General features: G+C 38.2%; 7 protein-coding genes. 4 read left to right on the top strand and 3 right to left on the bottom strand.

Annotated elements, in window-relative coordinates; translation table 11 throughout:
- Positions 1-13: 13 nt before the first annotated feature.
- Together pgmB and HEQ36_RS23740 are read right to left on the bottom strand one after the other, a co-directional pair.
- On the bottom strand, positions 14-2,908 hold the full coding sequence (gene pgmB, locus HEQ36_RS23745; RefSeq protein WP_168635145.1) for a beta-phosphoglucomutase: 2,895 nt from the start codon (positions 2,906-2,908) through the stop codon (positions 14-16).
- Between the two features lie 125 nt (positions 2,909-3,033).
- Positions 3,034-5,454, bottom strand: coding sequence for a sucrose synthase (locus HEQ36_RS23740; protein ID WP_168635144.1), 2,421 nt, complete (start codon positions 5,452-5,454; stop codon positions 3,034-3,036).
- 1,282 nt (positions 5,455-6,736) lie between these two features.
- Between HEQ36_RS23740 and HEQ36_RS23735 the strand changes: the two genes are divergently transcribed.
- The 4 genes from HEQ36_RS23735 to HEQ36_RS23720 all read left to right on the top strand — a co-directional run bounded on the left by HEQ36_RS23735 (position 6,737) and on the right by HEQ36_RS23720 (position 13,680).
- Positions 6,737-6,973, top strand: a complete 237-nt coding sequence (locus HEQ36_RS23735) for a HetP family heterocyst commitment protein (RefSeq protein ID WP_035082631.1) — start codon at positions 6,737-6,739, stop codon at positions 6,971-6,973.
- Positions 6,974-7,677: 704 nt separating this feature from the next.
- Positions 7,678-11,271 carry a pyruvate:ferredoxin (flavodoxin) oxidoreductase gene (gene nifJ, locus HEQ36_RS23730; protein WP_168636517.1) on the top strand — a complete coding sequence of 1,198 codons (3,594 nt, stop codon included), beginning with the start codon at positions 7,678-7,680 and terminating at the stop codon, positions 11,269-11,271.
- 287 nt (positions 11,272-11,558) lie between these two features.
- Positions 11,559-12,578, top strand: a complete 1,020-nt coding sequence (locus HEQ36_RS23725; RefSeq protein WP_168636482.1) for a dihydroorotate dehydrogenase-like protein — start codon at positions 11,559-11,561, stop codon at positions 12,576-12,578.
- A 40-nt stretch (positions 12,579-12,618) separates the two neighbouring features.
- A complete protein-coding gene (locus HEQ36_RS23720) occupies positions 12,619-13,680 on the top strand; it encodes an ATP-dependent 6-phosphofructokinase (protein WP_053537697.1) in 1,062 nt (353 codons plus the stop codon).
- On the opposite strand, the gene HEQ36_RS23715 is transcribed toward HEQ36_RS23720, so the two are convergent.
- The coding region (locus tag HEQ36_RS23715) for a hypothetical protein (protein ID WP_290708597.1) at positions 13,626-13,914 on the bottom strand (289 nt) is incomplete at its 5' end. The two genes, HEQ36_RS23720 and HEQ36_RS23715, sit on opposite strands and share 55 nt — an antisense overlap.

Here is a 13,914-nt window from a genome sequence, read left to right as displayed (position 1 = left end):
ACGTCAAAAAAATTCATTCTCCCATTACTCTCTGCGCCTCTGCGTGAAACAAATTCTTAATCAGTTCATCCCATTTGACTCCTGCTAAACTAGGCAAAACCACATCAGCATCGCCTACCCTCTCCCCTGGTCCCAAGCCTACCACCCACATATTTGCTGCTTTAGCGGCTGTAATACCTACGGCTGCATCTTCAAAAACCACACATTCATCTGGGGGAATTCCTAACTGGTTGGCGGCATTAAGAAATAAATCTGGTGCTGGTTTGACAGCTTGGACAGTATCACCATCAGTAACAACATCTACTCTATCACCAATTCCCAATTTTTCAATCACCATGCGGGCATTTTTACTAGCAGAACCAATGGCAATTTTGATCCCAGCTTCATGCAATTCAGCCAACAAAGCCACAGCCCCTGGTAATAAATCTGCGGGTGTAATATTATGAATTAGTTCTACATAATAATTATTTTTCCGAGCCATCATTTCCTGAATTTGCACTTCTGAATATTCTCTATTACCAATAATCAACATCAGAGAAGCGTGACGAGATACACCCCGCAAGGATTCATTAATTTCTCGATTAAAAAATAAACCTTCCTCATTAGCTAACTTTTGCCAAGCTTGGTAATGATATTCTGCGGTATCAGTCAACACGCCATCTAAATCAAAAATCACGCCCCGGATGTTAGTTTTTCCTGCCTTTGGTAATTCCTGACGCAAATCAAACTCGTGCCATTTACCATGCCACTGTAACTTAAATTTCAGCCTTGTCCAAGTTGGGGGTAAGTGAGGATGGGCGACTGGGACATTTTCCCGAAATTGAATACCACCGAAACCGAATACTACAGCTTGCCAAATGCCTCCAGCACTAGCGCCATGTATCCCATCTTGGGTATTTCCGCGTTTATCTTCTAAATCTACCATTGCCGCTTGCATAAAGCATTCGTAAGCCTCCTGTGATTTGCCCAAATCTGCGGCTAAAATGGCGTGAATGGCAGGTCCCAAGGAAGAACCATAACTAATATCTGTGCGGGGAGCGTAATAGTCCCAATTTATCTGTAATGCTGACTGATTGTAGGGAAAATCACCAGATTCTCGCATCAAATACAGAAGCATTAATACATCTGGTTGTTTAATTACTTGTCCTTGATTGGTTTTTTCCATCCCCAAAATAATTTGGATGGATTTTTCTCGTGGTTCACAAGCGGCTAAGTTAATATCATCTAGTTGAAAAAATCCCTCACATTGCTCAATTAGTAAGGTTTCTGGGTTGTGAATAATGAGAATTTTAGCGATAATTTCTCGCCAATGTGTGAGGACTTCGGAGGTGATTTGTAATTTTTGCTCAAGTTTTATAGCTACTTCTGGGAAAGTGGAATGTAACCAATTATAGATGAATAAAGATTTTTCTAAATGCCATTGAACCATCCGATTTGTAAAACAATTGTTATGGACTGATTCGTGATATTCGTCTGCACCAATAACTCCACGAATTTCATAACATTCTAATTGGGGATTAAATTCAACTCGACTACTCCAGAAAATGGCGGTATCTAAAATAATTTCCGCACCATAATCTCGCATCCACTCATTATCTTCTGTCACTTGCCAATAATACCAAGTGGCGTAAGCAATATCCGCACTAATATGAACTTCTCGATCACGACACCATATACGGATATCCTCGGCATAAAAGTCACTTCGTAGTGACCAGCGCGGTGTGGCTTCATCTCCAGTTACCGCACTTTCCCAAGCAAACATCGCCCCCTGATACCCATAATGGGCGGCTTTACGTCGCGCTCCTGGTAAAGTATGATAACGGTAACTGAGTAAATTACGGGCTAAATTTGGTTGGGTAAAGGTAAAAAATGGCAGAATAAAAATCTCTGTATCCCAAAAGATATGACCGTGATAACCAAAGCCGGATAGGGTTTTTGCTGGTATACTAACTTGATGATTATTTCTAGGTGCAGCAATTAGTAACTGGAACAGATTGTAACGCACTGCAAAAGCCGCTGTAATATCCCCTTCAATAATAATATCACTTTGTTGCCAAACTGTGTCCCAGGCTTGGGCATTGGCATCAATTAAGGTTATGTAATCTGGTAAACTTACGAGTTTTTCTTTAGCGGCTGCAACTGGTTCTGCAACTTCATTAGATGTGAAAATACTCACAATCTTTACTATAGTAATCGTCTGTTGAATTTGACCTATCACAGTTGCATTCAGGCTAGGATAACCAGGAGTGGTATTAATTTGGAAGTCTGTGTTATTTCCCGAAATATTTATTTTTGCCGCTATACCGAAATCTATGCGGCTATTACGAGTGCGACTATGCAACCAGAATCCTTGTGTAGTTTTACCTTGATCTAATCCTTCCCAGTGATTGAATCCTTGATTTTCTGAATAGCTGTTTACACTTGCTTGAATTTCAATTAAACCATCAAAATTTACTGGTGTTAGTTGGCAACTTTGTCCTACTATATGTTGATCAGCTAAACTAGCAAAGCGTTCAAAATGGATATCTATAACTTTGCCATTGGGACTACACCAACGTAAGCAACGACTGAGAATGCCATGATGTAAGTCTAGTTTACGGTGATATTTTAAGGTTTTACCTTGATCAAGGCGAAAGCGTTCTCCCTCAATTATAACTGTTAATGGTAGCCAATCTGGACAGTTAACGAGTTCGGTGTAAACTACGGGAACATCATCGTAAACACCGTTAATAAATGTCGCTGATAATGCACGGGGATAGCCTTCTTCAAATGTTCCTCTTGTGCCTAAATAGCCATTACCTATGGTGAAAATGGTTTCTCGGCTGTGCAAATATTCGGGATTAAACTGGGTTTCAGTTAATACCCAGTCTGTATAGCTAAGGTTACGAAAATGGTCTTTTTTATCCATGATTTTGGATTAGGTAAACAATTTAAATTTATGTTTCGCGCCAAGGCACAAAGGAGCAAAGACGCAAAGTTGAAGATTAAACGGGTTTTAATTCTGAATCTCTCCTGGGCGCACGCCCTGCGCCCCTACTTCATTAATTTTGCTAAATGTTCTGATAAAATCTTGTCGGCGATAGGTTTATAAAGGAGATGAAATAAACTTTCCATATAACGATCTCTAGCTTCGTTATCTTCGGGATAAACGAAGTTCCAAAAACTAAACATTTTGGCTAATAACAATAGTTGATTTGTGTGGGAATTCCAGTTATATTTATGGCGAATGCGCTCAATCATCCATTGAGAATTTTCTAGCCAATATTCTGGATAATTATGGCATTTTTCTAAGAAATTAGTAATTGTTTTGGCTGTTCCTTCTAGGTCTGTGGGATTGAGATTAAATCCTTTATTGTGATTTTCAATAATTTCTAATGAACCACCAAATTGAGTTGTAAAAGTTGGTAATCCAGAAATCATTGCTTCTAAAACACTTCTGCTAAAGGATTCATAAAGGGCAAAGTGAATATAAATTCCTTGAAAATCGGCAATTACACGATAGGTTTCCGCGATATCGCTTAAAGGAAGACGCATTCCTAACCAGCGAATTTTATGGTGAAGATGATATTGATGAATAATCGCGTGAATTTTTTCTATTTCTTGAACTTCTTCTGGGTTTGTTCCTGAATCTGGATGCAGTTTACTGGTTAATAAAATTAGGTTACATTGTTCTTGTAATTCTTGACTTTTACCGAAACATTCAATTAAACCTGTGAGATTTTTGATTGAGGTAATAGGACTAACAGAAAATATCGGTTTTTTATGAGGATGTTCTAATTTACCGAGAATTTGTGGGTGTTCTGTCTGAAAAATCAGATTTTGGATATGTTGACGACGGTGGGATTCTCTATTGGTTGTTTCGTTGTAGGGAAAAAATATATTTTCACTAACTCCTGGGGGAACCATGTTGAATTTAGGACTAAATAAATCAATGCCATCAATTACATGATATAAGTTGGGCATGGTGAAACATTTATAAGATTCATATTGTCCCATTGTATCTGGTGTACCGACAATCTCCTGATAGGACGATGTGATGATAAAGTCTGCGGCATTCATGCTGATTAAATCAGCGGTAAATTGGGCAGAAAAATGATATTGTGATTCTAAATCTTGCCAATATAAGTTACTAAATAGAAACTTAGGTTTCTCTAGGGAATGGGCAATATTACATTGGGTAACTTTCATTTTTCGGGAGAGAATAAAAGCGACTAAGTTACCATCACTGTAATTACCAATAATTAGATTTGGCTTGCCTTGAAATTGTTTTAAAAGTTCTGTTTCGGCAGCCAGAGCAAATTTTTCTAAGTAAGGCCAAATTTCAAATTTAGAAATCCAGTTGTTGGTAATTTCTGGTTGAGATTCTACAAAAGGAACGCGCAAAATCCAAGCATTTTCTGTACCATCAACTTTTTCTAATGGTAAGTTACAAAATGTGCCTTCGCAATTGGGAATCAGTCGGGTTAATATAATGATATGGGGTTTAATTCCTAATGTATCTAAACCTGCAAGTTCAATTTCTGCTCGCATTTTGTTTTCTAAACTGCGGGCTTGTTCTAAAACATAAATAACCTGTCCTAATGTTTCATCTCTTCCTAAAACATCTTCTTGTGCAACCCAACCATGGATGGAAATGAGGACGACGCGGAAAACTGCACAAATGCGAGAAACAAAGGTTTCTAAAATAGCAGCTTCGGGATTATCCATGAGTTTTTCGAGAAGTTCTAAAGTTTCTCTAACTCTGGCTGCATTGTTACCCCAACCTGGTTCTAAGCCGAGTGATTGGAGATGAAAACCAAATTTTATGTATGGTGTATCGGGGGATAAGTGACTAACAAATTCTAAAGCTAGTTTGATTTGTTTGGTTAGTTGTAATCCTGAATGAATGTGATTACTAATTAATAGGCTGATGCCATTATATTCTAATCTTTGTAGTGATTGAAATAATGCGTCAATCCAATATTCAGGATCTGTCAATGATTGATTACAAAAATAATGATTGAGAACGGTTAAACCTTGTCCGATATTTCGAGAATCACTAATTTTTGGTGCTGCTGGGTAAAAGGGATGAAGATCAATTTCTAAAATGTGGGGTTGGTAACGGTTGACTAAGCGATCGCTCACATCTAATAATGCTTTGGGTGTCATTAAGTCAAACTTGGTCAAATCAGCGGTTAATAACCATACTTCTTGACTCGCAATTTTTGGTCTAAGGACAAACCAAGTATTTTCACTATCCAGAATTATTTCATGGGTGTACTGAATAAATGTTCCTAGTGAGGAAGAGTGATAAAAATAAGCAGGTTTTTGGAATTGGTGACAATAATCTGCAAAGGCTTGTAAAATCTCGTTTCTTAGAAAGTAACGTTTATGATTATTACCCAATCCTAAGATAAACTCACCTAAAGCATTTTTTTCATCACTGTTAACAATAGTTTGCGCTAATTTATACATTTTATATTACCAAACTCTAGCGAAAGTCAGAATTATTGATATGCTGTGCCAAGTTAATCGTAAATAAGTTACTCAATCATTTACTTCTAACTAAAGGATGAACCCTAAAATCATCTTATAGATAGAGAAATATCTATTCGCTACAGCATAGTTCTGAAGTATATTAATTACCATTTTGTAAATCTTACTTGTGACACTTCTTTAAGAGTCCATTAAAATAAGAATTAAATATTACATATACAAATATTACTCAATTCAGCAAAACCTGAATACTCATATCCTCAACGAATTTTGTAGGTTGAGTATGTCGTGATGAGGTGTAACTAATCTAGCCAAAAAATTGAAAATGAATTTGTGACCTTATGCCAGATTTAATTTTGTAAATATCCCTTGTGCCACTATTTGAATAGTCATACACGCTAAATCAATTTTGATTTAATGCTTTGTAAACACTGCTTGTGACAGTATTCAGATAGTCATGCAACACTGAAGTACATTTTACCTACAGTTTTGTAAATACCCCTTGTGACAGTATTTAAATAGTCATTTAATTCGTAATTTGTAACCGATATTTTCTGTAGTATTTATATAAACAAAGTGCCAATTTGGCTCACTAGTTACGGGAAACATAGTATTCTGCATATAATAGTGTCACAAGGAGTATTTACAAAACCATAGACAGGAAATATCTCAATGTTGTATGACTATTTAAATAGTGTCATAATACGAATATCTGTATTTCCTATTTTTTACCAAATAACCAACCTGGGCATACAATGCTAGAAATTTACCTGTATTTTTACTAACACAAGGGTAATGTGTTCAGTAATTTTTTCAATTTATACACTCAAAAATTACAGGATTTAATCTATTTAGATTACAAATTGCCAATGAGATATCACTAATTGAATGGATAGCACTGCTCACTAAACCTCACAGAAAATTAATAAAATTCTCCTATAACCACAAATAACATTGATATTTAATCGGTAAGTTATCGCTATACTCGAATTTAGATATCGAAGTTATTCACCAAGAGAATTAAATCCTGTGCATATCATCTGTATATATTGCTGTGATTGCCCAAATATCCCCTTGATTTCTCCCTATTATTCGGAATTTAGGAGATCAAAAGTCAGGACTTAAAAGGCTTGTCAAATCAGGAGTAGAACTCCTAAACTTGACTATAAAAGTCTGATTAGTTTGGACTAAAAAGATTGTCTGTTCTGAATATTTACGAATTATTAACTTTCAATCCTACAAGATTAGATCAGGGTTAGTTATGAACTATCAAGCTTCTTCTGCTCAGAACGATTTTCATAGTGCCATCACTCCCGAACAGTTCAATCATATCATTGAAGCTATTGCTGATGGACGGTATTCTTGGGCTTGTGTGCTGATTTTACGTTGTATTGATTACAATCCAATTCACTATATCCCTCAACGGACTTACAGCCGATTAATTAAAGAAAACCGTCAAGGTTCTGGAACAGCTAATAAACCAAAAGCAGATATTTGAGTCTTTTGTGAATAGTCATATTTACAAAGATTCATGTCAATTACTAAGAGGATGTTTGAAAAGTATCAGAATTAATCGAGATCCCCCCAACCCCCCTTACAAAGGGGGGCTAAATTCCTCAAAGTCCCCCTTTTTAAGGGGGATTTAGGGGGATCTGCGGGTGTCAGATCCCACACGAAAAATTTTTCAAACAACCTCTAAGCCAAAAGGTAGAGTAACTCAGCAGAAAGTTATTCCCTAAAACTAATAAGAGACTTCCAAGAAATAAATTATCCTAAGAAACGAACCACAGAGGCACAGAGTACACAGAGAGAGAATTTCTGCATCAGTTTTGGGACATTTTTTTATTTGGAAGTCTCTAATTTGGGATTTTGTTCCTATCTAGCCCCATGCTACATTTAGTATGGGGAGATTTTTCAAGAACTATCCTATAATTATTGGGGTTGCTGAATTGAGGTATGAAATTCCCAAATTGAACCTTTAAAACTCTTACGTTTGCCTTTGCGTGAGACTAAAATTCATACCCTTAATCAGCAACGCCTAATTATTGAATGATCTACAGCAGATTACAGATTAATGAGGTAGAGGATTTAAGTTCAAAGCCAGACAGCAAGCTAGTTTTACTCCTGAATCCTGACTGGGCGCAGGCCCTGCGCCCCTACCTCCTGACTGTATGTTTTGGTAGTTATTTAAGGTTAAGGAATATAAAAATGAAAACCTTTGCAACTATAGATGGTAATGAAGCTGTGGCTAAAGTCGTTTACCAATTAAACGAAGTTATTGCCATTTACCCGATTACACCATCTTCACCGATGGCGGAATGGTCTGATACTTGGATGAGTGAGGGAAAACCGAACATTTGGGGAACTGTTCCTGCGGTGGTACAGTTGCAGAGTGAAGGGGGGGTTGCGGGTGCTGTACATGGGGCTTTACAAACGGGTTCACTGACAACAACCTTTACAGCATCTCAGGGGTTAATGTTGATGCTACCAAATATGTACAAAATTGCCGGTGAACTTACACCTACAGTATTTCATATTGCGGCGCGATCGCTTGCAGCCCAGGCTTTATCCATTTTTGGAGATCATAGTGATGTCATGGCTGCAAGAACTACTGGTTTTGCCATGTTGTGTGCTGCTTCTGTGCAAGAAGCCCATGATTTTGCCCTAATTTCCACAAAAGTAACTTTATTATCTCGTATTCCTTACTTACACTTTTTTGATGGGTTTCGCACTTCCCACGAAGTCAATAAAATAGAAATATTAACAACTGAAGACTTACAAAAATTTATTCCCATAGAGTTAGTAATTGCCCATCGTTCACGGGCTTTAACACCTGATCATCCGGTATTACGAGGAACAGCCCAAAACCCTGATGTTTATTTTCAAGCTAGGGAAACAGTAAACTCTTTTTATCTCGCTTGTCCAGATATTACTCAACAGGTAATGGATGAATTTGCCGCAATGACGGGGAGACAATATCAACTATTTGATTATCATGGACATCCAGCAGCAGAAAAAATAATTATTCTCATGGGTTCTGGTTGTGAAACAGTTCATGAAACCGTAGATTATCTCAATCAACAAGGTGAAAAAGTGGGAGTTATCAAAGTTAGATTATATCGTCCCTTTGATACCCAAAGATTTATTAATTCTCTGCCCAAAACAACCCGAATAATTGCCGTTTTAGATAGAACGAAAGAACCAGGGGCAATTGGTGAACCTTTATATATAGATGTAGTTACAGCTTTGGCAGAAAACCAAATTCACAAAATTAAAGTTGTGGGGGGAAGATATGGTTTATCATCTAAAGAATTTACACCAGCAATGGTAAAAGCGGTATTTGATAATTTGGATTTAGAAACACCAAAAAATCATTTTACTGTCGGCATTAATGATGATGTTACCCATACCAGTTTAGCATATAATCCCGAATTTAATATTGAAGCTGACAATATAGTTAGGGCAATTTTTTATGGGTTAGGTGCAGATGGTACAGTGGGGGCAAATAAAAACTCAATTAAAATTATTGGCGAAGAAACAGATAATTATGCCCAAGGTTATTTTGTTTACGATTCTAAAAAATCTGGTTCTGTCACAGTCTCTCATTTGCGCTTTGGTGATCAACTAATTCATTCTACCTATTTAATTACTAAAGCTAATTTTGTCGCTTGTCACCAATGGGACTTTGTAGAAAAATTCCCGATATTAAAAGATATTATTCCTGGTGGGACATTCTTATTAAATTCACATTATCACAAAGATGAGGTTTGGGATAAATTACCTTTGACAATGCAAACAGAGATAATTAATAAAAATCTCAAATTCTATGTCATTAATGCCTATAAAGTCGCCCGTGAAGCGGGAATGGGTGGACATATTAATACAGTTATGCAGGTTTGTTTCTTTGCTGTTTCTGGTGTTTTACCAAGGGAAGAAGCTATAGATCAAATTAAAAAATCTATCTGTAAAGCCTACAGTAAAAAAGGCGAAGAAATCGTACAAATGAATATTCAAGCCGTTGATAAAACCTTGGAAAATCTCTATGAAATTACAGCTAAAGAACTGTCACCTGTCACCTGTCACCTGTCACCTATTCTCAATAATGCCCCTGCATTTGTCCGCGATGTATTAGGGAAAATGATAGTCCGTGAAGGTGATGATTTACCTGTAAGTGCATTACCTGTAGATGGTACATATCCCACAGGAACATCTAAATGGGAAAAACGCAATATTGCTGAAGAAATTCCGGTGTGGGATGCTGACGTTTGTATTCAATGTGGTAAATGTGTGATGGTGTGTCCCCATAGTGTCATTCGCGCTAAAGTATATGCACCAGAAGAATTAGAAAATGCCCCCGCAACTTTTAAAAGTGCAAATGCAAAAGAACATGATTGGCATGATTTAAAGTTTACCATTCAAGTAGCAGCAGAAGATTGTACAGGTTGCGGTATTTGTGTTGATGTTTGTCCCGCCAAAAATAAAGCCGAACCGCGTAAAAAAGCCATTAATATGGCAGCACAAAAACCACTGCGAGAACAAGAACGAGAAAACTGGGATTTCTTCTTAAATCTTCCTAACCCAGATAGACGGAATTTAAAGTTAAATCATATTAATCAACAACAGATGCAAGAACCATTATTTGAGTTTTCTGGTGCTTGTGCTGGATGTGGAGAAACACCTTATATTAAACTTGTAACACAATTATTTGGCGATCGCATGATCGTTGCCAACGCCACCGGTTGTTCCTCTATCTATGGTGGTAACTTACCCACCACACCTTGGACAAAAAACGCCGCAGGTAGGGGTCCAGCATGGTCTAACAGTCTATTTGAAGATAACGCCGAATTTGGCTTAGGTTTCCGGGTTTCCATAGACAAACAAGCCGAATTTGCCGCTTATTTACTCCAACAACTTGCACCCCACATAGGTGAAACCTTAGTCTCAGAAATCCTCAACACTGAACAAAAAGACGAATCCGATATTTACTCTCAACGAGAACGAATTGCTATTCTCAAAAGAAAATTAAAAGAAATTATCACCGCAGATGAACACAGATTAACGCAGATGAAAGAGGATTCTATCAGCGTTAATCTGCGTTTATCTGCGTTCAAAAATCTTCAATCCCTCGTTGATTATTTAGTGAAAAAAAGCGTTTGGATCATTGGTGGTGACGGTTGGGCTTATGATATTGGTTATGGTGGATTAGATCATGTAATCGCTAGTGGACGCAACGTTAATATTCTCGTCTTAGACACAGAAGTTTACTCTAATACTGGCGGTCAAATGTCCAAATCTACCCCTAAAGGTGCAGTGGCAAAATTCGCAGCAGGTGGTAAACCTACAACCAAGAAAGACTTAGGTTTAATCGCTATGACCTACGGTAATGTTTATGTTGCTAGTGTAGCAATGGGCGCAAAAGATGAACAAACCCTGAAAACTTTCTTAGAAGCCGAAGCTTACGAAGGTCCATCATTAATTATTGCCTACAGTCATTGTATTGCTCACGGTATCAACATGAGTACAGCCATGCAAAATCAAAAAGCTGCTGTAGACTCTGGACGCTGGTTATTATATCGCTATCACCCCGACCGCATTAAACAGGGAGAAAACCCCTTACAACTCGATTCTCGCACCCCTCACATACCAATAGAAAATTCCATGTACATGGAAAACCGTTTCAAAATGTTAACTAAAATTAACTCAGAAACAGCAAAAGAACTCCTCAAAGAAGCCCAACTCGATGTTAACACCCGTTGGCAAATGTACCAATATTTAGCCGCCAGGAAATTACAATAAAGCTAAATTACGAGTCATACCGTTTCTTTGTGAAAATGCGCCAAATTTTTTGAGATTTTCTGTCTCTGTGTCCTCTGTGCCTCTGTGGTTCATTTAAGTAGGTGAACACAATAAAACCAAACTGTGTAAAGAAACGTAAAATCGCCCAAACCCTCTTCACTCTTGCCTCTTGCCTCTTGCCTTTTGCCTTGCCATAACGACAATTTTCAACGCCAACCTACTTATCTTAATTGAATTAATATCAGGAGTCAGGAGACAGAAAGAAAAAATTACCCATTACCAAATTTATGAACTTAACTACCACATATTTAGGTTTAGAATTAAAATCCCCCCTAGTTCCCTCCGCGTCTCCACTTTCGGAAGACATTGATAATATTAAATTAATGGAAGATGCAGGTGCAGGTGCTGTTGTTATGCACTCGCTATTTGAAGAACAATTAAACTTAGAAAAATCCGCACTTTATCATCATTTAAGCCATGGTACAGAAAGTTTTGCAGAAGCCTTAACCTATTTCCCAAATATTGCTAATTTCCGAGTCGGACCAGAAGAATATTTAGACCATATTCGCAAAGCTAAAGAAAAGGTGGATATTCCCATTATTGCTAGTTTGAATGGTTGTTCCGTCGGTGGTTGGACTAAATATGGTAAACTCATCCAAGAAGCAGGAGCATCAGCACTAGAATTAAATATTTACTATGTTCCCACTAACCCAGATTTAAGTAGTAACAATATCGAGCAAAATTATCTTGATATTCTCACATCTGTTAAAGCCGCCGTTACTATTCCTGTAGCCGTAAAACTCAGTCCTTACTTTACTAATACTGCAAATATCGCCAAACGTTTAGATCATGCCGGGGCTGATGGATTAGTATTATTTAATCGGTTTTATCAACCAGATATTAATTTAGAAAATTTAGAAGTCGAACCTCATGTACTTTTAAGTACCCCCCAAGCCATGCGTTTACCCCTGCGCTGGATAGCCATTCTCTATGGTCATATTCAGGGTAGTTTGGCTGCAACTAGCGGTATTCATAATGCCTATGATGTGATCAAAATGTTAATGGTGGGAGCAAATATAACTATGTTGTGTTCTGTATTATTACGAGAGGGAATTAACCATATTCAGTGTTTAGAAAAAGACCTACGGGAATGGATGAAAACCCATGAATATGAATCTGTAAAGCAAATGCAAGGTACTATGAGCCAGTTAAAATGTCCTAATCCTAGTGCTTTTGAACGCGCTCAATATATGAAGGCTTTGCAAACCTATAACCCGGATTCGGGTAGAGTTTATACACCATCTTAGTCCTGACTCCTGACTGGGCGCAGACCCTGCGCCCCTACTTATGAAAAAACGTATCGGTATTCTTACAAGTGGTGGTGATTGTCCTGGGCTAAATTGTGTGATTCGCGCGGCTGTGAGTCATGCCACAAGGACTTATGATTGGCAGGTAGTGGGTATCCCTTACGCCACCCAAGGGTTGCTAGAACGGAAAACAGTGCCGTTAAGTATACATGGTTGGGATTTACGCGGCATTGACCCTTTGCTAAATATGGGGGGAACGGTTTTAGGTAGTATTAATAAAGGAGATACTTTAGCTCATGCTGATGAAATATTAGCCGGCTATGAAGCGATCGCTTTAGATGCTTTAATTATTGTCGGTGGAGATGGTAGTTTAGATATTATTCATCAACTATCAGTTTTAGGTAATTGGAATTTAATTGCTATCCCCAAAACCATTGATCATGATGTCGCCTTTACAGAACGTGCAATCGGCTTTGATACGGCAGTTAATACCATTGTTGATGCCATTAACCGACTCATATTTACCGCTGCTAGTCATGACCGGGTAATGATTATCGAAGTTATGGGACGCAACGCTGGACACTTGGCTTTACACTCAGGAATTGCCGGCGGCGCTGATGTGATTTTAATTCCCGAAGTCCCCTATACTATTCAAGGAATATGTAATCATCTGACCGAATTACGCGAACAGTGGCAAAAAAAATTCGCCATTATAGTTGTTGCTGAAGGTATATCTGTTTGTACAGAAGATGCCAATAATCCTTCTACTTGCACAACTGCTAAATGTGGTCAAGGTCAATATATTGCCGAAAAAATTGCCAATTGTAGTCATCACCTGATTGATACCAGAGTTTCTGTATTAGGACATATTCAGCGCGGTGGTATCCCCTCAGCTTTAGACCGTCTCACAGCTACCATGTTTGGTAAAGTTGCCATTGATTTAATTGCCCAAAATCAATATGATCAAATGTTAGCTTGGCAAAATGGAAAGGTTGTCACTTTCCCCATTCAAGCCGTGATAGATAATAATCCCTCTCTTGTTAATCCTCAAGGTGATTTAGTCCAAACCGCTCGGTCTTTAGGTATATATATTGGTGAATAAAGTGACAGGTAATGGGTAATGGGTAATGGGTAATGGGTAATAGAAAGATAAATAATCTCCCCAACTCCCCCAACTCCCCCCACTCCCCCAACTCCCCCAACTCCCCCAACTCCCCCCACTCCCCCAACTCCCCCCACTCCCCCAACTCCCCCCACTCCCCCAACTCCCCCAACTCCCCCAACTCCCCCAACTCCCCCAACTCCCCCAACTCCCCCAACTCCCCCAACTTCCCCA

It is taken from the genome of Anabaena sp. 54 (assembly GCF_017355725.1).
Lineage (GTDB): Bacteria > Cyanobacteriota > Cyanobacteriia > Cyanobacteriales > Nostocaceae > Dolichospermum > Dolichospermum heterosporum.
Note: the sequence above shows the minus strand (reverse complement) of the source record. Positions and strands in the feature narration are given on the sequence as shown.

Excerpts from the sequence above, each read along its gene's own strand:
- pgmB (WP_168635145.1), bottom strand. The coding sequence starts at position 2,908 with ATGGATAAAAAAGACCATTTTCGTAACCTTAGCTATACAGACTGGGTA.
- HEQ36_RS23740 (WP_168635144.1), bottom strand. The coding sequence starts at position 5,454 with ATGTATAAATTAGCGCAAACTATTGTTAACAGTGATGAAAAAAATGCT.
- HEQ36_RS23735 (WP_035082631.1), top strand. The coding sequence starts at position 6,737 with ATGAACTATCAAGCTTCTTCTGCTCAGAACGATTTTCATAGTGCCATC.
- HEQ36_RS23725 (WP_168636482.1), top strand. The coding sequence starts at position 11,559 with ATGAACTTAACTACCACATATTTAGGTTTAGAATTAAAATCCCCCCTA.
- HEQ36_RS23720 (WP_053537697.1), top strand. The coding sequence starts at position 12,619 with ATGAAAAAACGTATCGGTATTCTTACAAGTGGTGGTGATTGTCCTGGG.